The 21,639-nt window shown below is 34.7% G+C and carries 21 protein-coding genes; 10 read left to right on the top strand and 11 right to left on the bottom strand.

All coding sequences use genetic code 11. The features are described 5' to 3' along the window. Positions 1-220: 220 nt before the first annotated feature. Complete coding sequence (locus HHU12_RS16800) at positions 221-403, bottom strand: hypothetical protein (RefSeq protein WP_169657907.1); 183 nt, start codon at positions 401-403, stop codon at positions 221-223. A gap of 281 nt (positions 404-684) precedes the next feature. Between HHU12_RS16800 and HHU12_RS16795 the strand changes: the two genes are divergently transcribed. From HHU12_RS16795 to HHU12_RS16780, 4 genes are all read left to right on the top strand, one after another. After that, on the top strand, positions 685-1,215 hold the full coding sequence (locus tag HHU12_RS16795; protein WP_169657906.1) for a TlpA family protein disulfide reductase: 531 nt from the start codon (positions 685-687) through the stop codon (positions 1,213-1,215). 54 nt (positions 1,216-1,269) lie between these two features. After that, complete coding sequence (locus HHU12_RS16790) at positions 1,270-1,944, top strand: thioredoxin family protein (RefSeq protein ID WP_169657905.1); 675 nt, start codon at positions 1,270-1,272, stop codon at positions 1,942-1,944. Between the two features lie 92 nt (positions 1,945-2,036). Continuing rightward, entirely contained in the window at positions 2,037-2,885 is an 849-nt protein-coding gene (locus HHU12_RS16785) for a glycoside hydrolase family 25 protein (RefSeq protein WP_169657904.1), read from the top strand. Positions 2,886-3,035: 150 nt separating this feature from the next. Next, positions 3,036-3,707 carry a hypothetical protein gene (locus HHU12_RS16780; RefSeq protein ID WP_169657903.1) on the top strand — a complete coding sequence of 224 codons (672 nt, stop codon included), beginning with the start codon at positions 3,036-3,038 and terminating at the stop codon, positions 3,705-3,707. Positions 3,708-3,862: 155 nt separating this feature from the next. Here HHU12_RS16780 and HHU12_RS16775 read toward each other — a convergent pair whose 3' ends face one another. Continuing rightward, on the bottom strand, positions 3,863-4,561 hold the full coding sequence (locus HHU12_RS16775) for an SDR family oxidoreductase (protein ID WP_205959906.1): 699 nt from the start codon (positions 4,559-4,561) through the stop codon (positions 3,863-3,865). A gap of 114 nt (positions 4,562-4,675) precedes the next feature. Continuing rightward, positions 4,676-5,551, bottom strand: coding sequence for a phosphatase PAP2 family protein (locus HHU12_RS16770; RefSeq protein WP_169657902.1), 876 nt, complete (start codon positions 5,549-5,551; stop codon positions 4,676-4,678). A 350-nt stretch (positions 5,552-5,901) separates the two neighbouring features. On the opposite strand from HHU12_RS16770, the gene HHU12_RS16765 reads away from it, so the two are divergent. The 5 genes from HHU12_RS16765 (at position 5,902) to HHU12_RS16745 (ending at position 13,294) form a co-directional block, all read left to right on the top strand. After that, positions 5,902-6,723: an SdiA-regulated domain-containing protein gene (locus HHU12_RS16765; RefSeq protein ID WP_169657901.1), complete on the top strand. Its 822-nt coding sequence runs from the start codon at positions 5,902-5,904 to the stop codon at positions 6,721-6,723. A 1-nt stretch (position 6,724) separates the two neighbouring features. After that, on the top strand, positions 6,725-10,354 hold the full coding sequence (locus HHU12_RS16760) for a BamA/TamA family outer membrane protein (protein WP_169657900.1): 3,630 nt from the start codon (positions 6,725-6,727) through the stop codon (positions 10,352-10,354). A gap of 4 nt (positions 10,355-10,358) precedes the next feature. Beyond that, positions 10,359-11,582 carry a Pycsar system effector family protein gene (locus HHU12_RS16755; RefSeq protein ID WP_169657899.1) on the top strand — a complete coding sequence of 408 codons (1,224 nt, stop codon included), beginning with the start codon at positions 10,359-10,361 and terminating at the stop codon, positions 11,580-11,582. 11 nt (positions 11,583-11,593) lie between these two features. Then, the gene (locus HHU12_RS16750) at positions 11,594-12,766 is read left to right on the top strand and encodes an adenylate/guanylate cyclase domain-containing protein (RefSeq protein WP_169657898.1); all 1,173 of its coding nucleotides are present in this window, start codon (positions 11,594-11,596) and stop codon (positions 12,764-12,766) included. Positions 12,767-12,946: 180 nt separating this feature from the next. Further along, entirely contained in the window at positions 12,947-13,294 is a 348-nt protein-coding gene (locus HHU12_RS16745) for a hypothetical protein (protein WP_169657897.1), read from the top strand. A 67-nt stretch (positions 13,295-13,361) separates the two neighbouring features. Here HHU12_RS16745 and HHU12_RS16740 read toward each other — a convergent pair whose 3' ends face one another. The 4 genes from HHU12_RS16740 to HHU12_RS16725 all read right to left on the bottom strand — a co-directional run bounded on the left by HHU12_RS16740 (position 13,362) and on the right by HHU12_RS16725 (position 15,461). Beyond that, the gene (locus HHU12_RS16740; RefSeq protein WP_169657896.1) at positions 13,362-13,679 is read right to left on the bottom strand and encodes an antibiotic biosynthesis monooxygenase family protein; all 318 of its coding nucleotides are present in this window, start codon (positions 13,677-13,679) and stop codon (positions 13,362-13,364) included. A gap of 49 nt (positions 13,680-13,728) precedes the next feature. Next, on the bottom strand, positions 13,729-14,241 hold the full coding sequence (locus HHU12_RS16735; protein WP_169657895.1) for an adenine phosphoribosyltransferase: 513 nt from the start codon (positions 14,239-14,241) through the stop codon (positions 13,729-13,731). 101 nt (positions 14,242-14,342) lie between these two features. Then, positions 14,343-14,837, bottom strand: coding sequence for a mechanosensitive ion channel family protein (locus tag HHU12_RS16730; protein WP_169657894.1), 495 nt, complete (start codon positions 14,835-14,837; stop codon positions 14,343-14,345). 12 nt (positions 14,838-14,849) lie between these two features. Beyond that, on the bottom strand, positions 14,850-15,461 hold the full coding sequence (locus HHU12_RS16725; protein ID WP_169657893.1) for a MarC family protein: 612 nt from the start codon (positions 15,459-15,461) through the stop codon (positions 14,850-14,852). A gap of 369 nt (positions 15,462-15,830) precedes the next feature. Here HHU12_RS16725 and HHU12_RS16720 point away from each other — a divergent pair, with 369 nt between their 5' ends. Further along, the gene (locus HHU12_RS16720; protein ID WP_169657892.1) at positions 15,831-19,190 is read left to right on the top strand and encodes a CHAT domain-containing protein; all 3,360 of its coding nucleotides are present in this window, start codon (positions 15,831-15,833) and stop codon (positions 19,188-19,190) included. Positions 19,191-19,261: 71 nt separating this feature from the next. Here HHU12_RS16720 and HHU12_RS16715 read toward each other — a convergent pair whose 3' ends face one another. The 4 genes from HHU12_RS16715 to HHU12_RS16700 all read right to left on the bottom strand — a co-directional run bounded on the left by HHU12_RS16715 (position 19,262) and on the right by HHU12_RS16700 (position 21,639). After that, positions 19,262-19,570, bottom strand: a complete 309-nt coding sequence (locus HHU12_RS16715) for an MTH1187 family thiamine-binding protein (RefSeq protein ID WP_169657891.1) — start codon at positions 19,568-19,570, stop codon at positions 19,262-19,264. Positions 19,571-19,624: 54 nt separating this feature from the next. Then, on the bottom strand, positions 19,625-20,029 hold the full coding sequence (locus tag HHU12_RS16710; RefSeq protein WP_169657890.1) for a hypothetical protein: 405 nt from the start codon (positions 20,027-20,029) through the stop codon (positions 19,625-19,627). A 447-nt stretch (positions 20,030-20,476) separates the two neighbouring features. Continuing rightward, positions 20,477-20,986 (bottom strand): hypothetical protein, encoded by a 510-nt coding sequence (locus HHU12_RS16705; RefSeq protein WP_169657889.1) that lies wholly within the window; start codon positions 20,984-20,986, stop codon positions 20,477-20,479. Then, on the bottom strand, positions 20,986-21,639 hold the full coding sequence (locus HHU12_RS16700) for a bifunctional 4-hydroxy-2-oxoglutarate aldolase/2-dehydro-3-deoxy-phosphogluconate aldolase (RefSeq protein WP_169657888.1): 654 nt from the start codon (positions 21,637-21,639) through the stop codon (positions 20,986-20,988). The genes HHU12_RS16705 and HHU12_RS16700 overlap by 1 nt, the downstream gene beginning before the upstream one ends.

Below are 21,639 nucleotides of genomic sequence, written 5' to 3'. Positions count from 1 at the left end.
TCTCTTCAAATGTGTGTTTTGAAACGGTTGACTTTTCTACGTTTTCTAAGCCTCCTGCGACAAAAACTGACACTACTAAGCATAGCGCCAAACAGCAAATAATTAAAAAGCTCTTAATCATAAAAAGTATTTAGGTTGGTCTACTACCAATATGCATAAAATACAATTTCATTAAAAGAATTTTAATTAATTATGCAATCATTACTACCAAAAGTACAATTTAATGATTGTAATGCCACCTTAAATGATGTTGATTCATGATGCCATTCACCACCATTGAATCCTTCTCTAAGTTCAATTTTTCGACTTTCTGATCTAGAATGATAGCAGTTGACATAGTAAATAGTGTTACCAGACAGATAACGACCAGCTTTCTTTTGGAGTTAGGGGTTAAAGTTGACATAATTTGTAATTGAATAAATAGATATGACACTAGTACTGTAAATGTGAGGATTCAGTTCAATTTTGCAATAATTTGAAAAGTAAGGTATAACCTATGGTAGTTATTTTGCATTGAATTATTCGTTTTTTGAATAGGTATTTTATGTTAGAATAATCAAAAAACAACTTTGGGATTTGATTTGACTTCAAAAAGATGCTGAAATAAATTAAACATTAGCTATGTACTTTTTAGTCAAAATGTTAAATTTAAAATCGAATTATAAATGAACTTCCAATAACATTATGACAAACTTTATTAAGCACACATTATCAGTTATTTCATTTCTTTTTATTATTTCTTGTGGTCAGCAAGAGACTGCATTAGTCTTACAGCCTGACGAAGTGATTCAACTTGAACAACAGGAAGTTTTAAAATTCAATAAGTTTGATGGTCTAGCCCCTTTGTTTTCGCACAAAGATGATACACTGAGAGTGATCAATTTCTGGGCTACTTGGTGCAAGCCTTGTGTAAAAGAACTGCCGTATTTTGAACAGCTTGATCAAGAATTCAAGGCCAAGGGACAAAAGGCGAAAGTGGTTTTAATCAGTTTGGATATGAACGAGAAAAATATCTCTAACTATATCAAAAAGAAAAACTTGACGACACCTACTTTATGGCTTGACGATCCTGACGGCAATGCTTGGCTTGGTAAGGTGAACCCTAATTGGGACGGTGCAATTCCTGTCACTTTAATTATTGACAAGAACAAAACAGTCTTTCATAACAAGGACTTTCATGATTATGAAGAGTTAAAAAACTTTGTGACCCAATAGAAGTCCTTACAACACAGAAATTCAATTCACTTTATAAATACATATTTTTAGACAATGAAATATTTCAAACTCCTAGTTTTGGCTTTAGTTGCCGGATCAATTTTCAGTTGTTCAACACCTCAAAAGAAAGAGGAAGCTGATCAAAAAGTAACAAAAGGAATGCCTCTAACTCCTGCTACTAAAGTAGGTTTGAGTGTAGGTGATGAAGCGGTAGCCTTCAGCCTGAAAAACGTGGATGAGCAAATGATTGCCTTAAATGATCTTAAAGACAACAAAGGCGCTATTGTTATTTTCACTTGTAATCACTGTCCTTATGCTGTGGCTTATGAAGACCGTATTTTAGCGATCGACAAAAAATACAAAGCACTGGGTTATCCTGTAATTGCCATCAACCCTAACGATCCTGCTGAACAGCCTGACGATTCTTTTGATAAGATGAAAGTAAGAGCAAAGGAAAAAGGTTTTACATTCCCTTACTTATTTGATGAAGGACAAAAGGTATACCCTGCTTATGGTGCGACAAAAACGCCTCATGTTTTCTTGTTAGAAAAAGAAAATGAGAAATATTTTGTAAGATACATCGGTGCTATTGATGACAATTACAAGAGTGCTGACGACGTGAAAGTTACTTATCTTGAAAACGCTCTAAATGCTTTATTAGAGAACAAAGAAGTGACTGAAACGACTACTAAAGCGGTAGGTTGTTCGATTAAAACTTCAAAAGGATAAACAGTAAATCCATCAAAATTTCATAAATTTAAGGTTGTTATTGGCGTGACGCAATAACAACCTTTTTCATTTTTTCAGCTTACATTTTATTGATGAGTAAAAAAGTAAACATATTTCCTTTTTCATCTTTTGTTCTTTTATTTTTTATGGCATTGGGGTATTATATCAATGTCAATGAAGAGGCCCACAAGAAGTTTGCTCCCTATCTGCAAAAAGGGATTGACTTCACCTTGAATATAAGAGATTATGCCGCATCACCTTTTTATAAACATTTCAAAGGATATGGCGTAAAATTACCCGACAATTATGCCGTACATGGTATAGATATTTCACATCATCAACAATTAATTGACTTTGGGAGAGTGGCAGGATTTCACGCCCAGAAAACTTCTATCAAGTTTGTGTATGCAAAGGCAACTGAAGGGAAAGATCATAAGGACAGACATTTTGAGAGAAATAGAAAACATATAAGAGACAATAATTTAATTTTCGGAGCGTATCATTTTTTCAGGCCTCAAACTTCAGGAAAAGAGCAAGCCAATTATTTTATCAAAACAGTGGGAAAACTAAGACCTGATGACCTTGTTCCGGTAGTGGACATAGAAGTGCTTGATGGTGTAGAACCAAGTAAAATGAGAGAACGTCTGGAAGAATTTGTTCTGGCCATTGAAGAGGAATATGGCGTGAAGCCAATGATCTATACCGGTGATGCATTTTACAAAGATTACTTCAGGGGACATTTCAGAAAATACAGAATTTGGATTGCTAATTATGGTCACTCTACCACAGCTCCAAAATCAAGATGGACCATGTGGCAACACACTCAGGAAGCGAATATTGACGGCATTCCCAATAAAGTAGATATGAATGTTTTTGATGGAAACTGGGAGAAATTTCAGAAGAGTTTGCTTATTGGACATCAAAAAGGTTATAAAGGTTAACAACAATTACTCTTTCAGTATCAGAACCTAAGAGCATGTTTGAAATATCTCTAAGCCTTTAGAGTTATTAGTATTCAAAGATCAGGCTTTCACAATTTTTGAGAATTGGTTATTTTAAATTTGCATATAAATTTTACGAACCTCATCGATATGCATTATAAATACCTTATCATTTTTGTAGCCTTCCTTTCTTTTATTAGTTGTAAGAAAGATTCCCCTGAAAATAACCTTCCCGTTATTAATGGCAATGTAGGTTTAAATATTATTTCGAATTATAGAAAACCTTCTTCGACAGCGAGATTTGAACCAAATTATATCTTCACAGAAGCTTCAATTGCAATAGATCAAATTTCATTTTTAAAGAAAGAGACAACTTCATCAAAAGCTCATTTTGAAGGACCTTTTATTTGTGATTTGGTCAATAATACCACCGAACCACAATTACCTTACGGAAATATAGAAGAAGGAAATTACCAACTTTTTCAGTTAGATATCTTAAAAGAGCTTGAAAATAATTTTGCAATTGATATCAAAGGAAATTATCACCCTAATGGGGTCTTAATTCATCCTTTCCATTATTCTGTATCTCTAGAAGAAACCGTTTCTATTATGGAAACGAACGGTGTGAATATCGTAGAAGATTCTTTACATCAAGTAGCCATCGTTGTAGACCTTGCCTTTATTTTTGATGGTATTGATTTTGAAAATGTCCATTATGAGGAGGACGGCTTTTTGGATTTCAACGCCGAAAAAAATCAGGAACATCATCTAGGAATTACAGAACGCTTTTTAGAAGGGTTTAGAGTATATCAAACTAAATGAGTTAAGAGGGAAGAATTAAGAGTTAAGTGGTTCGTGTTGTGGTCCTGTAGAATATAGATTACGATTGAATAACTGTTTTTATTGCAACGTTCCTAATAGCCACAACACGAACCATTTTCTTAACTCTTCCCTCTTAACTCTTAACCCCAACTACTCTACCATTCAATTACTTTCTTATCTCTGAAGAATTTACCATTTAGGCTTGCATCTTCCAACTCAGCAGCCCAAATAATGGTTTCAGCTCCTTCTTCTGGCGTTCTTGGAGCATTCGCCCCTCCCATATCTGTTTTCACCCAACCTGGGCAGACAGAGTTTACAAGAATATCATTGCCATTAACTTCATGCGCTAGTTTAATGGTCAAAACATTCAATGCCGCCTTTGATATGCTGTAACCTGGCGTTCCTGCACTCATTTCATTCATGGCACCCGAACCGCTAGATACATTGACAATCCTTCCAAACTTACTCTTTTTCATCATAGGAATGAAAGTTTGTGCTAATTTCCAAGGACCGAAAAGATTGGTTTCAAGCGTTCCATGTACTTCTTTCAAATCCGCATTCAAAGCCGTTTGCCAAGTGTCATAATTCGTGCCTGCATTATTGACTAAAATATCCAGTTGAGAATATTCCTTTTCAATGTAATCTTTAATTTTCAGGATGCTTTGCTCATCAGAGACATCCAAAGTGTGGTAATCTACATCTCCAAATACACTTAAATATTTTACCGCTTTCCTCCCATCTTTTTCTTGTCTTGAAGTAATAATTACTTTATGTCCTTTCAATAAGAGGCCTTTTGCGACAGCAAACCCAATCCCACGGTTAGATCCTGTCACTAACGCAATTTTCTGATACATAATTCTGTTAATTTGAGAAGAGTATACAGGTGTAATCGCTCATATACTCTAATATTCGATAGTGTCTAGTTTGTTTTCTATTAACAAAGGTAAAAAATACTTTCAAACATTCTCTTAAAATGTCTTTCTTACATACAATCCCATCATCTGTGGCTGCATAATAGGCATAAATGCTGTACCTGAACCATCTGCAGCTCTTTTAGATCTTAATTTTTTATGAATCTGCGGCACAAAAACACCTGTCAGTGCTCCTACTGCACAACCTGTAATTACGTCTGTATAAAAATGCTTATAAGCTCTCGTTCTATAATATCCCACTAAAGCAGGTGGAATAAACGCAGCAACATACACTCCAATTTTAGCACCTGTAGACCACTCTGGGTGATAATCCGTTAAAACTTTTGCTGTAAAAAAGGTACCACATGCTGTATTCGAAGTATGACCACTGAAGAAAGAGCGTTCGTTATTATTGTCTGTCAATTCTGCATCAGGTACATCAGGGTGACCATGCATGTAAACAATGGGTCTGTATCTTCTAAAAATACCCGGTCCTAAATAATTATAGATATTCACAGCAATCATCTGTGTCTCTAGATACATCAGAGAGACTTCTATCCAATCTTTTCTGATTTCATCATCAAAAAACAACGTAAATGGCAAAACAACTGAAACATAAAGCCCCCAATCTGTAAAGTTGTGAGAATCCTCTCTGTCTTCCACAGCATGATCGAAAACATGACGGTCAAATGAATTGACACTATTAATATCTAATTTTCTGATTTCATTAATATCTAATGATGGACGATTATTCAGCATTCGAATCCCCAAATAATTCGCCAATAAACCTGCAGCCGCTATACTACCTGTTGTAATAGGAGGAGCATAATAAATCTTAGAATGCGATTTATACCACTTCAATGAGTCTGCTTTCTGAGCTAAAGAAAGTGTAGAAGTGAGGAAACAAAATAGAAAAAAAACTATTCTAAACATGTGCAATGGATGAGATTGAAAAAATAAAGAGCTATGCTATAAAGCACTCTTGAATATTGAATCTATTAATTTTTTTAATAAAGTACTATTACATGATTATTTATATTGGAAAAACACTCATTTTTTAATTGAAATATTCCAATTCAACTTACAAACCTCTCCATGTTATTATTTGTTTTAACAAAATACGTATTTTTTTGATTAACTTTGGACTAGAAATACAATTTTAGTTTTAATGCTTCTTCTGATTCTCTATTTTTATATTTCAATAGAACACTATAGCCAAAAATTAGTTGATCACTAATTTTTGCTTAGAATTTATTCATATTTCAATCTCTAAATACTTTAACTTGAAATACATCTTACTACTGTTTATTATCATCTCCTCTTTCACTTCATGTGCTCAAAATAAAACAGAAACGAAAGGTAGATTTGACACCCCAAAAAACAAATGGTTTCTTCCATATCAATTAGAAGAAATATCCGGCTTGGCATGGCATTCCAAAAATACTATTGCTACAGTCAATGATGAAAAAGGGAAAATATATCTCTATAACATTAAGAAAGAAGAAATTGTAAAAACAATAAGCTTTGGAAAAAAAGGAGATTACGAAGGCATTGCATACGCCAAACCCTTCTTTTATGTGATCAACAGTAAAGGAAAGCTCTACATTATAAATGAAGAAAATGATAATGTAGATAAATACCAATTGCCTTTCACCGTTGAAAATGATGTGGAAGGACTGTGTACTTTTGGTAATAAGCATCTTCTTGTTGCCCTTAAAGGCAGAGGAGGTCTGAACGGGAAAAAAGCAGATTTCAAAGGTATTTATAAAGTAAGTATCGAAGATCTCTCAGATGTTCAATTGGCTTACAAAATCCCGAAAGGGAAAAATACTGGCCCTTCAGGTGTTTTCTATGATAAAAAGCACAATCAAGTGATCGTCTTATCACATCGGTCAAAAGAAATCTTTTTTATCGATACTGCTTCAGACGAGATTAATGCTAATTCAGGCGGAGTTAATAGCAGTTCGTCGGGAAATATTGAAGTCGTCAAAATAAAAAGAAGTATTTTTGAACAACCTGAAGGGATTTGTATTTCGCCTGATGGAAGATTGTTTATCTCTAACGAAATGGGTGACAACCTAAAAGCCAATCTACTCGAATTTTAACATGAAGAAATTTCTCTACTTATTCAGCTTTTACTTTTTATTCTTCATCAAAGGATATGCTCAAGATCACACGGTCTTTTTAATTGGTGATGCCGGATTGGCTACTAAAAGTGATAAAGTGCTTCAATCTTTCTTTGAACAGATTCATCGTTCAGATCAAGAAAACAGTACTGTCATTTTTTTAGGTGATAACGTTTACCCTCATGGATTGGAAAATGTTGGGGAGAAAAAACGCACGCAAGGAGAAGAGATTTTAAAAGCGCAATTGGAACCCTTGAAATCTTTTAAGGGAGATGTATTTATGGTGCCGGGAAACCATGATTATAACAGAGGGAAGAAGAATGGACTGAAACGATTGAGAAATGAAGAGAAATTTGTCAATTCCATCCTAGGCGACTCTACTTTGGCTCCTTTTGACGGTTGTCCTGACCCAGTTGAAATTCCATTGAATGATGAGGTGACACTGCTTCTGATCGATACACAATGGCTGATTTTTGATTATATAGAAACGGCCGAATATAACGGCTGTGAGTATAGAAGTGTTGATGAGGCGTTGATCGCATTGCAGGATATTGTATCAAGAAATAAAGATAAGAAACTGATCATTGCGGGACATCATCCTGTGATTACCTACGGCGAACATGGAGGTGTTTTCACTGCAAAAGATCATTTATTCCCACTGACTTCATTTGCCTCTTGGGCCTACCTCCCATTGCCTGTTATAGGTTCTATTTATCCTATTGCAAGGAAATCAGGTGTCAACCGTCAGGATACGGGCAATAAAGTCAATAGAAAAATGACTTCTTCTTTTGAGAATATCTTCAAGAATCATCCAAACATTATTTATGCCAGTGGACATGAACATACATTACAATATAATTTAAAAGACAATGTACATTATATTGTTTCGGGATCTGGATCAAAAACCTCTCATGTTAAGCAAGGAAAGTACTCTAAATTCGCTCAAAGTACAAAAGGATTCAGTAAAGTGACTTTCACAAAAGACGGCTCTACTAACATTGAGTATTTTGATGAAAAAACAACATTGTTCAGCTCCTCTTTCTTACCGAAGGAAGTTGAAACTGTTGCTCAAGTAAAACAAGTTGAGTTTGCTGACAGTGTTATTGTTCCTACCAGCACACAATATGCTACAAGTACCTCTCAGCAGAAATGGATGGGTGAGAATTACAGAAAGGAATGGGAGACGCCTATCAAAATGCCTGTCTTTGATTTGTCTAAATTCAAAGGTGGCGTAAAGATCGTGCAAAGAGGCGGTGGTATGGCTACGCTTTCTTTCCGTTTGCAAGACTCTTTAAAAAATCAATATACATTACGCTCCATTGATAAAAACCCAATAAAAGCAATTCCTGAGGAACTGAAACAGACCATTGCAACAGCAGTGGTACAGGATCAGATCTCAGCCGCACATCCTTACTCTCCCCTGACTGTGCCGATCATGGCAGATGCTATCGGGATCTATCACGCCAACCCTCAAGTGGTTTATGTGGGTGATGATCCTCAATTTGGCATCTATCAGGAAATAGCCGCCAATAAGGTTTATATGCTTGAAGAAAGACCATCAAAAAATACTGGAGATGTTGAGAGTTTTGGGAATGCAAAAAAGATTTACAGCACCATCAAAACGGTGAAAAAGCTGAGAGAAGATAATGACAATTATACTGATTATGAATTCACGCTTAAATCACGTTTGTTTGATATGCTGATCGGTGACTGGGACAGGCATGATGATCAGTGGAGATGGGCCGCTTTCAAACAGAAAAAAGGAAGACGCATGTTTCGCCCAATTCCAAGAGACCGTGATCAGGTATTTTTCCTTAATGAAGGCATCATTCCAAATATCGCTTCAAGCAAATACATTTTACCCAAATTTGAAGGTTTTGACGATGAAATGAACTGGGCTCCAGGGTTTAACTTCAATGCAAGGTATTTTGATCGTTATTTTCTAGCTCAAGCTGATTTAGAAGACTGGATTGCTCAAGCAGAATATATTCAGAAACACATCACAGATGAAGTAATCCTTGAGGCACTTCAACACCTGCCTGAAGAAATAAGAGATTTCCATCATGATGAAATTTTTGAAGTGCTGAAAGCTCGTAGAACACAACTCCCTGATATTGCTAAAGAGTATTATGCACACCTTGCTAAACACGTTTCTGTTTTAGGTTCTGATAAAATGGAACAAGTAACCGTAGAACGTTTAGAAAATGGTTTTACAGAAGTAACCTTAAAGAAAATATCTAAAAAAGGAAATATCCAACAGACCTTGTACCATAGAGTATTTGACCCAAAACAAACCAAAGAAATAAGAATTTATGGTTTTGGAGGAAAAGACACATTTATTTTTAAAGGTAATCATAAAAGTAAAATAAAAGTAAGGGTCATTGGTGGTGATGGTGAAGATACAATTGAAGATACTACAGATAGACACTCTTCAAAAAATATATTAATTTATGATACAAAAGATAGTACTAATATTGTTCATAAAGGAGGTGCTGTAAAGAAGAAACTCTCGAAGAAAGCTGATATTAATGATTATAACAGAGCTGAATTTAAATTTAATTCTATCCTGCCTATTCTGTATGGAGGTTACATTCCTGATGATGGAATTTTGTTAGGTGGGGGTTTTGTATTTACCAATCACAGCTTCAGAAAAGTACCTTTTGCTTCAAAACACACATTATACGGAGCAATTGCCACAGCTAATGTCGGCGCTTTTAAACTGAAATATAAAGGGCAATTTACAGATGTATTAGGCAACTCTGATTTGGTTATTGATGCTGTACTTCGTTCACCCAAAAACTCCAACTATTATGGTATGGGCAACGAATCTGTTTTCGATAAAGAAAGAGGTGTAGATTTCTACCGTTTCTTATATACTTACCATGATATCAATACACACTTCCTTGTTGAATTCAACAAAAGCGTAAACATAAAACTTGGGGGTACGTTTATACATACAGACGTTAGTAACAATAAATACCTAGCAGACCGTTATTTTGCTGAATCAGGTGATTACCTCACTTTTGAAGGAGCTTTGGACCCTCAGAATTATTTTGGGCCTGAAATCGGTTTTGAAATTGATAAAAGAAATAACAGTTTGTTACCCAAAAAAGGAGTTCACTTACAGATTGGTGGAAGAGCACTAAGGAACTTTGAGAATGATAAACTCAATTATATCAATATTGATGGTCAGTTCACCTACCATTATACCTTTAAGTTACCCACTGATTTAACATTAGCTTACCACGTTGGTGGAGCTACCAATTTTGGAGATTATCATTATTTAATGGCTAATAAGATTGGCGGGAATAAAAATATGAGAGGCTTTAGAAGGGACCGTTTTTATGGAGATGCAAGCCTTTATAACAGTCTCGATGCACATTTGGATATTTTTAAATTCAAAAATAGTATTATACCTTTCACTTTTGGAGTCATCGGTTTCTATGATTTTGGTAGAGTATGGTTAGAAGGAGAATCTTCTGACAAATGGCATGAGTCCTATGGAGGAGGAATTTACATTGCTCCTGTTGATAAAATCGCACTTTCTTCAATCGTAGGTGCTTCCGATGAACGTTTGAATGTTTATTTTAATGTAGGCTTTAGTTTTTAATTCAATGGAAAAGACAGATATAAATTTTGACAACTTGATTACTTCAGCATGTGAATTTGCGAAGGAAAATATAAAGGATCTGCCTTATCACAACGTAAAACATACTGAACGTGTGGTACAAGCCGTTCGTGAAATTGGTGAGAACGAAGGTTTGGATGAGAGAAATATACAACTTCTAGAAATTGCCGCCTGGTTTCACGATACAGGTTATACTCAGGCAAGTTGTAGTAATCATGAAGAAAACAGTTCTAAAATCAGTAAGCAATTCTTAGACGGGAAGCTTACAGATGAAGATATACAAACAATTCAGGAATGCATTATGGCCACTCAGCTGCCTCAAACTCCAAGAAACCTGATGGAACAGATTATCTGTGATGCAGACTTGGCACATTTGGGTACTGAAGATTTCAATACATTTTCTGAAGCACTCCGTAAAGAAAAATCTGAAATTGTAGAATCGGGCAACATCTCCAAATCACAGTGGTTAATGATGAACGCTAGATTTATGACTGACCATAGGTACTTTACAAACTATGCAAGAACACATTATGGACCACGTAAAAGAGAATACCTCCAATCCATCTTGAAAGAAGCAGAAACCATCATAGAAGAAGTAGAGCCCAAACAGCAAAAGGAAAAAAAGAAGAAGAAGAAAAAAGAGAAAAAAGATCCTCCGGGTGAAGTAGAGATACTAAATGGTGTTCCTAAACTGGTAAAACCAAGAAGGGATATTGAAGAAATGTACTCAACTCTTGCCAAAAATCAGCTTGGGCTAAGTTCTATTGCAGACCGAAAGGCAAGTACATTGCTTTCCATTAACTCCATCATCACTTCTTTTGCTATAGGTTATTTATTTCGAAAGATTGAAGAGCTTCCAGAGTTATTATGGCCAAGCTTAATTTTAGCCATAACTGGTTTAGTATCAGCTATTTTAGCTGTTTTAGCTACTAGACCTAATGTAAAGAAGCATATTAAGAAAGATAAGAAGGACCTTAATTTACTTTTCTTTGGAGATTTTGTAGATTTGGAATTAAAGGAATACCAACAACTATTAAGAGAAACCACTCAATACCCGGAAGAAGTATACGATAAGCTCAGTAAAGATGCTTATTATTTAGGAAAGGTATTGGACTTGAAATATAAGAAAGTAAGAAATGCATTTAATTTCTTTATGATTGGTATTACAATATCAGTGATCTCATTCATCATTACTTTCTCCGTGTACTAACCAACTAACCCATGCAATATTTAAAAAATCGCTACCAATTTGAAAAATATATCAAAGGCTATCTCATCTCAAGTGCTTTTTGGTATGTTATTAACGCTTTATATCTTTTGATAAGATATGATGCTTTACAATTTTACAACCGTTTTATTGACAATGAGGAGTTCTTTGTTATTCATAGTGAAATACAGTTTGCACTCCTTGCCAATGGCGTATTAGCATTGTTTTTAGGGTGGTTTTCATGGAACTTTTACTTTTTCCTTGATAAACGATCAAAACTCAGTTCTTTCCAAAGAGGCATATTAATTCTTGTCATTGTCTCCGTAGAAACTACTATGCTATTAAATATTGGAGAGTATATGGGAAGAAATGTTTACCCCGAAGGACTCCCTTATTTTAATGAGCTGTCACAACAAAGCTTTATTATTTATGCAATCTACGTTATGATGGCGGGTGCTTTAATCAATTCACTTTTCCAATTGAAGGACATTCTTGGACCCGAGTTATTTCAAACGGCCTTAAGAGGACAATATTACACGCCCAAGGAAGAACATAGAGTTTTTATGTTTTTAGACTTATATGATTCCACTTCTATTGCAGAATGTTTGGGGCATATGAAATACAGCCGACTGATTCAGGATTGTTACCGTACAATGACTGACCCCATCAGCTATTCAAAAGCTTCGGTTTATCAATATGTAGGAGACGAAATAGTGCTGACTTGGCCACTAGAAAAAGGTATAAAAGACAACCGATGCATACAGTTGTTTTATGATATTGATGCTACTATCAAAAGCCGTAAAGAATATTTTATGGAAAAATATGGTGTATTGCCAGAGTTTAAGGCAGGAATTCATGCAGGGATTGTAGCAACCTCTCAAGTGGGTGTGATCAAAAGGGAAGTGGCCTATCATGGAGATACCGTAAATGCTACTTCAAGATTACAAGAAAAATGTAAGGAATTAGGTTATCAAGTGTTGGTATCTGAAGATGTTGTCAATTTATTGGACAAATCCTTTAAGGAAGTAGGTACTCATCAGTTCAGAGGGAAAACCCAACCGATAAAGATTTTTACAACAGAAAGTAAGCCTCTTGCAAAATCATTTACGCATGAATGCCCATCAATAGAAAGCACCGTAAGTGCTCTTCTTCCTAAAAAGGTAGATGGATCTGTGGAAGGAGCTTAAACACAATTAAAAATCATACAACGGCCCTAAATTGAATAAAATTTAGGGCCGTTTCTTTTTTTAAAAACTTTTGATGATTACAAAAGGTTACAACATCGTAAAATCACAAGATTATACTTTTACATTTATTTGCATTACGCTATTTTAGCATCTGTTTTAATCACTTAATTACTATTTTTTATGAACAAGCTATTCGCCTATTGCTTAATAGGACTACTTTCGGTAACAATGTTTTCTTGCTTTGAAGTAGAAGAGACAACAGAAGGATGTACAATTACTCCCGAACTACAAAACGTAGAAACACAATTTGCTGCTGAACTCGCTATCCTTGAGGATGAAAATTCGAGTTGTGAGGAGAAAAAAACAGCCGGACAGACTGTTTTGAATTTTATTGATGAAAACGAAGAGTGTATTGACGTTGCTATTGATTTTTACGCTGATTCAGAAGAACAAGCGGATTCATTAAAAGCAGAATACAAGGAGCAACTACCTGCTCTTAGAATATTGGTCAATATTCCTTGCTTATAAAATTTCTCTAAGCATGTCACAACAAAGCTCCAAGGTTTTATCAACTTTGGAGCTTTTTCTATTTTGCTTAAATTTTTCCGTAATCTCTCTCTACCAATGCAATTCTTGTTTTAAAAGCACTGTACCATTGCTCATTTCCTTTCTTTCTGGCTATAGAGTGCTCAAGATTATTTTTCCAGTGTTTAATGCTTTCTAAATCCTTCCAGTAAGAAACTGTTATTCCTATTCCATCACGAGCAGATTCAAAACCGAGAAAGCCTTCTTGTTGCTGAGCTAGTTCTACCATTCTGTCGGCAGTCTCGGCATATCCTTCTAATGCTTCGGCAGTGATAGAAGTAAAAATCACTGCGTAATAGGGTGGTTTGGGTGTGTTTGCTATTTTCATTTTAATCAAAAAAAAAGTGCTGTAACTTTTCAATCACAGCACTGTATATCTAATATTTTATTAAAGAATTGATAGTATATCCTTCCAATTTCTCTTTTCCGTTGAGGAACGTAAGATCAATTAAAAAGTCTAACTGAACTACTTCTCCACCCGCTTTTTCTACCATCTTCACTACAGCTTCAGCCGTTCCGCCTGTGGCAAGCACATCGTCATGGATCAAAACTTTATCTCCCTTCTGGATGGCATCGACATGCATTTCTAAAATATCTGTTCCATATTCTAATGCATATTCTTGTTGAATGGTTTCGTATGGTAACTTATTTGGTTTTCTTACCGGTACAAAGCCAGCACCAATAGCATTTGCAATCAACGGTCCGAAAAAGAAACCTCTTGATTCCATAGATACAACTTTGTCAAGTTTCTTCCCCTCCACCAATTTCACAAACTGATTCAAGCCTTCTTGAAGTGCTTGAGGATTGAGTAAAAGTGGTGTAATATCTTTAAAGCCGATACCAGGTTTAGGAAAATCTTGGACGTCTCTGATAAATTCTTTTAAATTCATTTTCCTTCAATTTTTATGGATTTTAAAAATACAATAAAATCACAATGGATAAAATTTGACTTGAAATTATTAAGGAATTGTAGAATGTTATCAGCTTTATTTTATTTCAGTTTCTTGATAGGCTTTTGAATCGCCAGGTTATTAGGGTAAGCTACATCAATCCCGTCATCTGTTAGAATACGGATATTAAAGAGAGTGATATTGATAATTTTTCCTTCCACTGAATTCTCTCCACCATCTTGAATCCTGATGTAATCTCCAATTTTAAAAGGATAAGCAAAAAATAAAAGAATGGAACCAGTAATATTACTCAACAAGGACCACTGTGCTACAAAGGCAACCCCCAACAATGTAAAAAACGAAGAAACAAAGAGAGAAATACCTTTGATGGAAACATCCCAAACACTCAATAAAACGATAAGAACAACGATTACATAACCTGCGGTAAAAAAGTTGCTCACATATACTTTTCGATGATCGGAAAAGCCTTTTTCTTCTGCTATTCTCGATAAAGACCTGCTTGTAATACCAAGTACAATAAACAATAACAATATAACTCCAAGGGTAATTAATATTTTTGTTTCTAAACCTTCCATATTTTTGTTTCATTAGTTTTCAAAAAATGCTCTCAATCCCATCAATATATGATTGACCGCTACAGCAGATAAAATTAAGCCCATTACTCTACTTATTAAAGCTGCACCACTGTTACCTATTCTATCAAATATTTTTGATGAAAAAAGCATAAACAACCATGCCATGCCCATTACCGTCAGCATAATCAATGAGGTAAGCACTTGTTCCTGCACACTGTATTTGCTCTTCTCCGTCAATAACATTACAGCCAAGATGGCACCTGGACTGGCCAAAGAAGGCATGGCTAGTGGAAAAATAGCTACATCTTCTTTTTTATCAATATGAGATATTTCTTCTTCTGGTTTACTTTCACCAAAAATCATGGTCAGTGCAAATAAGAAAAGAACAATTCCCCCTGCAATCTGAAAATTAGACATAGGGATTTTGATGACTTCTAATATTACCTCCCCTACTGCTATAAAAAAAAGTAAAACACCACTCGCCGCGAGAGTTGCCTTTTTAGCAACTGAAACTTTTCGATCTTTGCTCATTTTGGCTGTCACAGCAATGAAAACTGGTATGGTGCCTATCGGATCAATTACCGTAAAAAAGGCAATGAACTTTGTAAAAAACAGTTGGAACATGATAAGTTTTGTTTAGCAATAAAAAATCTGCTTTAATAAGCTTTAATAGCCATAATATCATCAATCTTTATGGTATAAAACAACATTCGGCCGAGTTTGTTTACAAGGTTAAAAATTAACGAGTATTTTCTTGATAAACGGACAAAAATTGATTGTATTTCATCCTAAAATTGTACTTAAAAGACTTTGAGAACCATAAAACATTCCATTTTATTTCCATACTAATCAATAAACTAGTCTTAAAACTCATTTATAATAGTTTGATATTCAAGAAACATTTCTAATTTATCAATATTGGCAGTATAGTAAATACCGCACTCCAATCAAATTTTGTATCTTCAAATATCAATCGATCTTCAGCTCTGTTTTATGAATAAATACCTCTTTCAATTCTTCATTACAATTCTCTTTTGTGCTTGTGTTACAGTACAAAGTAGAAGTCAAAAAATTTTACCGTCCAATACATTGGGTGCATTTTACTTAAATGGAGACCTAGAAGAAGAGTATAAAACAGTGCTTCAGCAACTCAAAGAGACAGAACTTCAAGACAGCTCACCAATAGAACTGATTATACCTTTAATGAATGCAGGAAAAATCAGTATGTTCTTAGAAAAATACAAAAGGGCCAACAAGTATTTAGAGAAGGTTTTAAAAATTATTGAGGATAATACTGGATGGCTTTACCCTGACTACGGAATTGCACTGAACTTCTACATTTATTCAAAATTAAAATTGAATGAACTGGATGATATTGAATTTCTATTGAAAGAAGTAAATACTATTCACGAAAAAAGTATTGGGAAGGACAACATCAGCTATGCCAACTTATTATTTAATGAGGCGATTTATGCCTACAAAATGAATCAGTTTGAAGTAGCTGAAGCTAAAGTACTTGAAGCCATAACGATGAGTAAAGAACTTACTACGGAGGCTGAATATTATGGAAGGTACTTGTTTATGGAACTCTACTTGAATAAACTTTATTTTAAGACATCCAGAGAAAATATTGCTCTTCAGAACTTGAATATTTTAAAAGATAAACTTGAAGAAATTCATTTGGATAATACTTTCATCTACTCTAAAACAATACTGTTTATTGGCAATGCACACTTTGCAAAAGAAGAGTTTATAGAGAGTGAAAAAGCTTATGAGGAATACGAAAAGGTCATTGATAAAATATTACCCAATCATCCCGAATTTTATGGAGATGTTTACAGCAGAAGAAGTGCTATTCTCATGTATACCTCCCGATATAACGAGTGTATTCCTTTCCTTCAAAAGACGCTGGAACAATATGATGAAGACACAAATGAAGACAAAAGAAACCGAATTAAAGTAAAACTTGCATACTGTTATTTTGCATTGGGCATGTACGACAAACTTGATGTCCTCCTTGATAAAATCGAAAACATCAGATTTGAAAACACCGAATACAATACACTGCTTCATATTGTAAGAACTGAAAGGGCTATGGTTGCCGGACAATATATAAAAGCGGAAATCAACCTTTCTAAGATTCCCAATCCACTGCTGACTGGTAAAAAATATTTGACGTTCGATGATCAGCTTGCACTTCAGCTTAATATCAGGTTGACTATTTTACTTGGAAGATTGAATAAGGCAAAAGTATTAATAGAGCAATGGAAAGAGTATTTGGCGACCTCAAAAAGTAGTAATCAAAAATTCTATGTTAACATAGAACTGCTTGAGGTTTTTAGCTTATTGACAAGTAATAATTATAAGGAAGTCATTCAAAAATTAGAATCAATTTCTAGTGATAATCCTCAAATTACCCCCTACGAGAATTTTGTGAAACACCTTTTTTTAGGTCATGCCTATTATGCCAACAGGGATACTTTGAAGGCAAAATCCACTTTTGAAAAAGCGCTCACAATTGCAGATAAAATCCAATATACGGAGCAACATATTGATATTTTAAAAGTGAAAACGTACTTGTTGAATATTGAAGTGGCAGAAGGTAATTATGAGGGAATAGAGAAGAAATATAAAAAGATTCTAGATAAAGTTGAGGTCAATAATATCACTTATTCTAAAGTATTGAGTGATATAGCCTACTGCTATGCCGCACAAAATAAATGGGAACTTGCCTTCCAAACTATCAGCAAAGCCTTAGAAAATAGAAAACAACTCTACTACAGCTATTTCGCGTCTGCAAGTGAAGTGGATAAAAGGCTTTACCTAAGAAAAACAAAGTATGCTTTTGATATTTTCTATGACCTGCTGTTAAGGGCTAATCCTGATATACAAGACAAATTTGTTGCTTTAGCTTACAACATTCAGCTGATGAATTATCATTTTTATTGGCAAGATGCTCAGAAACAAAACATCAAATTATACAATTTCCAACACGATAGAAGAAGTCATCACTACCCTTCCTACCTTACACAACTCAACTTAATGAAGTCAAGAATAGCCACTTTTAAATTTGCTTCTGATGAAAATAAATCAAAATATAAAAAGGAATGGATCGAGACTGATCTAAGAACGGGTAATCTTGAAAAAACACTTTTGAGAGCAGCCGCTCATTTTGAAGAGGAAAAAGAGGAAGCACTTTTCAAATGGTCTGATATTAAAAACGCACTCAAGGAGGATGAAGTAGTTGTTGAAATTGTAAAAGCACAACTTTATGAGACATCACAGGAAGCACATTATTTTGCTTTGCTTCTTTCCAGAAATAGTTCATCCCCACAATTTATCCCTTTAGAAAATACGGATTTGCTTGAGAAAGAAGGTTACGCTTTATACCTTACTCAAATGACTTCAAGAAGGTCTTTAGTACTGATGAAAGAAGACGAACATGATACTTATGACCTCTATTGGAAACCAATTCAGCAAGAAATTGATAAACTTCAACGAAAACCAAATAAAATTTTTCTTGTCAATGATGGTGTATACAGATTGATCAATATCAATACTTTGAAGAACACGAAAACGGATCAATATGTTCTGGAAACACATTCCATTGTTCCTTTAGTCTCTTCAGCTAAATTACTCCAAAACAATACGCTTACTTTCAAAGAGAAAACCGCTGTACTATTTGGAAACCCTAATTTCGACAAAAAAGAAGATGATGTTAGAGGCGTGCATTCTAATTTTAAAATCTCATCACTACCTGGCACTCAAAAAGAGGTAGATAAGGTGGGAGCAATCTTGAAAAATGACAATTGGAATGTGAAAGTGTATACTCAGGAAAATGCGACAGAGTCCAACATCAAAAATTTCAAATCTTCACCTGAAATCCTGCATATTGCCACTCATGGCTTCTTTTTTAAGCAAACTTCAAATAATAATATCAATAGTTCCCTTTTCCAATCTGGATTAATTCTGAGTGAGGTGAATTCAAAACCTTTCTCTGAAAAATTTAAAGAAGGTAATGATGGGATTCTTTCTGCTTATGAAGTATTGAATCTCAATTTATCACAAACCAAACTCCTTGTGCTCTCCGCCTGTAAAACCGGAATCACCAATTCATTTGAGGATGAAGAAGTGTTGGGGTTACAATTTGCCTTTCATACCGCTGGTGTAAAGAGTATGATTATGAGTTTATGGGATGTAGATGATTTTGCTACTCAGAAACTTATGAATGATTTTTACACCAATTTCATAGGAGGTCAATCTAAAAACGAAGCATTCAGAAAAGCTCAGTTGAATATGCTGGAGGAATACGGAAGTCCTTATTTTTGGGGAGCCTTTACAATAACGAACTAAGAATAAGGTACTGTGACAAAAAAAGGAACCTCCTATGAGATTCCCTCTTTTATATTTCGTTTCCGAAACATCTAGTCTACCTTACCGATTCTCTTTTCAATGGATTCAGTTTTCGACTTAATCATATTCGATTTATTCTTGTTATAATCCATATTCATCACACAATAGATTCGGTCAGAAATAGGATCCATAATTTTGTAAGCCTCATCCACCACTTTGAGCAGTTCAGTTACAGTTTCAGCCTCAATCACAGTTCCCATAGGTGAGAACTGATATTTCAAACCTGAATCCTTGATGTGTTTTACCACCTTGCTTACATATTCACCAATGTGATCTCCCTTATCGATTGGGAAGATCGCGAAATTCATTAATGCTCCCATAAAAATGTTTGTTTAGTATTCACCACAAATTTATGAGTTATAATGGTTGTAAACCTAATTTACATGAAGAGGTTTCTTTTTTGACCTTAATTTATCGTACCATACTACAAAAAAAGTATCATATTCCTCTCCCATTTTTTCACGATTGAATTCGTATTCAATACCTCTTTCCTTATTTATATAAAATTTCATCGTAGCATCTGTATAATTCAAAACACTATCAAATTCAATAGCATATTGTTTTTGAATTTCTAACTCAAAAGTTTCGCAAGCAGATCTGCTGAGAGTAGTTGGGATCTTTGAATCTGCATCCACTGGCAAATACATCACACCACAAATCACCTCAGACTCTTCGTCCTCAACGGGTACCACCTGATACAAGTGATCATTGATTGCTTTGTAAGTACTTTTCTGATTTTTTTCTCCGAGTTGAATACCATCAATTTCTTGTGCAGACATTTTTTGAGTGAGGAAAAATAATATGATTATAGGTAATAATTTGTAGAACATTATAGTAGAAATAATTTTTGTTTAAATACCAACATTCTCAAATATACTATGTTGAAAACGGCTAGTCGCTTAATGAATGTAAAAGGGGTGGATTACTCAAAAATATTATCATTAATTCAGGTTCATTAAAGCATTTTATTGAGCTATATCATCAAAATCTATCTCTTACTGATTGAATTGGACATAAAAAAACACCTCTTATAAAGTGGTGTTTTTCGGTCCCAAATGATTGGGATTCTAACTACTTTTGTAACTTAATAAATGTTTAACAAAATTAGTCAGTAGGTTTGTCATTGGCAATAACCATTTTTGAGTATTTTTCTGGTTTTGATCCTAAAATTCACTTATTTACTTTGTTTTAAATGAATTTTTTGAAAAAAATTGCGATTTCCTAACTTAACTTTTCTTTCCTAAAAAGACATTTACTCCTTTAGGCTGAGGGTTTCCAGCTATTCTTCTCCAGCTTACTACTTGCCCTACATGTGTCAAAGCATCGGCAATCTGACCATTGATCAAGTACCAAAAAGGAAAAGACTGAGTTGAACCATTGTAATTATAATTTTCCAATGTCTTGGGATCCATCTCTCTTAAATGCTGGCTTAAATCCCAATACAACGATAAGGTTTCTGCTCTATATTCTTCGTATTTTGAAATGCCTTTCTTAGGCATAGTACTATTTGTCAATACTTTGTGAGCAGCATGTGCCAAGTTGTAGATATGATCTAATAATTCTAGCATATTACGGCTTGACTCAACGGGCCTGAAATCAATTTCATCGACCGTTAAACCTTCAGTTGCCCAGTGATACCTAAAACCAAGGCCATCAACTAGTCTACTAAGAACAGTAGCGGCATTCGTTTCCTCCGGTAATTTTGGTATTTCGTAATAAGGAAGTTTTTTGTCCATTATTTTAAGATGGTTTTGATTTGTTCTAGCTTAGAATACAGTTTTTTGAAATGCTCTAACAGCTCCTTTTCTTTGCCTTCTTCCATTAATTGAGGAGTGAACAAAGCACTGCCTCCCATCCCGACACCATACACTCCTAATTTGAAATATTCAAAGAGGTTGTCTTGATTGATGCCTCCCATTGGTAAAAGTGGAATTTCATCCAGTGGTGCTTTGATATCTTTAATGTATTTAGGCCCCATTTGAGAACAAGGAAATACTTTCACCGCCTTCGCTCCTAATTCCCAAGCTCTGTAAATCTCTGATGGAGTGAAAGCTCCTGGAAAAATTGGCGTATTGCTTGTTTTACACTTTTCAAACAAAGCCTCATTTAGGATTGGCGTGACAATAAAATTGGCACCTGCATGAATCGCTTTTTGAAGGTCTTGCACATTACAAACAGTACCCGCTCCAATATTCAAGTTAGGAAAATTTTGTATTGCATTATGAATTAACACCTCTGCTTTGGGAGTATTCATTGTTATCTCCAATGTAGTAAACCCTGCCTCCTCATACAAAGGCAAGATTCTTTTCAAAGTATCCCAATCTACCCCTCTCAACACCCCCATAATAGGTGCTCTTTCAAATGCACTTGAAGAAAATGTATCAATCAT

Source organism: Flammeovirga aprica JL-4, assembly GCF_012844305.1.
GTDB classification, from domain to species: domain Bacteria; phylum Bacteroidota; class Bacteroidia; order Cytophagales; family Flammeovirgaceae; genus Flammeovirga; species Flammeovirga aprica.
This window is presented reverse-complemented; position numbering and strand designations above follow the sequence as displayed.

What these genes read in the sequence shown, in the direction of transcription:
- HHU12_RS16800 (WP_169657907.1), bottom strand. Translation starts at nt 403, where the DNA reads ATGTCAACTTTAACCCCTAACTCCAAAAGAAAGCTGGTCGTTATCTGT.
- HHU12_RS16795 (WP_169657906.1), top strand. Translation starts at nt 685, where the DNA reads ATGACAAACTTTATTAAGCACACATTATCAGTTATTTCATTTCTTTTT.
- HHU12_RS16790 (WP_169657905.1), top strand. Translation starts at nt 1,270, where the DNA reads ATGAAATATTTCAAACTCCTAGTTTTGGCTTTAGTTGCCGGATCAATT.
- HHU12_RS16785 (WP_169657904.1), top strand. Translation starts at nt 2,037, where the DNA reads ATGAGTAAAAAAGTAAACATATTTCCTTTTTCATCTTTTGTTCTTTTA.
- HHU12_RS16780 (WP_169657903.1), top strand. Translation starts at nt 3,036, where the DNA reads ATGCATTATAAATACCTTATCATTTTTGTAGCCTTCCTTTCTTTTATT.
- HHU12_RS16775 (WP_205959906.1), bottom strand. Translation starts at nt 4,561, where the DNA reads ATGTATCAGAAAATTGCGTTAGTGACAGGATCTAACCGTGGGATTGGG.
- HHU12_RS16770 (WP_169657902.1), bottom strand. Translation starts at nt 5,551, where the DNA reads ATGTTTAGAATAGTTTTTTTTCTATTTTGTTTCCTCACTTCTACACTT.
- HHU12_RS16760 (WP_169657900.1), top strand. Translation starts at nt 6,725, where the DNA reads ATGAAGAAATTTCTCTACTTATTCAGCTTTTACTTTTTATTCTTCATC.
- HHU12_RS16755 (WP_169657899.1), top strand. Translation starts at nt 10,359, where the DNA reads ATGGAAAAGACAGATATAAATTTTGACAACTTGATTACTTCAGCATGT.
- HHU12_RS16750 (WP_169657898.1), top strand. Translation starts at nt 11,594, where the DNA reads ATGCAATATTTAAAAAATCGCTACCAATTTGAAAAATATATCAAAGGC.
- HHU12_RS16745 (WP_169657897.1), top strand. Translation starts at nt 12,947, where the DNA reads ATGAACAAGCTATTCGCCTATTGCTTAATAGGACTACTTTCGGTAACA.
- HHU12_RS16740 (WP_169657896.1), bottom strand. Translation starts at nt 13,679, where the DNA reads ATGAAAATAGCAAACACACCCAAACCACCCTATTACGCAGTGATTTTT.
- HHU12_RS16735 (WP_169657895.1), bottom strand. Translation starts at nt 14,241, where the DNA reads ATGAATTTAAAAGAATTTATCAGAGACGTCCAAGATTTTCCTAAACCT.
- HHU12_RS16730 (WP_169657894.1), bottom strand. Translation starts at nt 14,837, where the DNA reads ATGGAAGGTTTAGAAACAAAAATATTAATTACCCTTGGAGTTATATTG.
- HHU12_RS16725 (WP_169657893.1), bottom strand. Translation starts at nt 15,461, where the DNA reads ATGTTCCAACTGTTTTTTACAAAGTTCATTGCCTTTTTTACGGTAATT.
- HHU12_RS16720 (WP_169657892.1), top strand. Translation starts at nt 15,831, where the DNA reads ATGAATAAATACCTCTTTCAATTCTTCATTACAATTCTCTTTTGTGCT.
- HHU12_RS16715 (WP_169657891.1), bottom strand. Translation starts at nt 19,570, where the DNA reads ATGGGAGCATTAATGAATTTCGCGATCTTCCCAATCGATAAGGGAGAT.
- HHU12_RS16710 (WP_169657890.1), bottom strand. Translation starts at nt 20,029, where the DNA reads ATGTCTGCACAAGAAATTGATGGTATTCAACTCGGAGAAAAAAATCAG.
- HHU12_RS16705 (WP_169657889.1), bottom strand. Translation starts at nt 20,986, where the DNA reads ATGGACAAAAAACTTCCTTATTACGAAATACCAAAATTACCGGAGGAA.
- HHU12_RS16700 (WP_169657888.1), bottom strand. Translation starts at nt 21,639, where the DNA reads ATGATTGATACATTTTCTTCAAGTGCATTTGAAAGAGCACCTATTATG.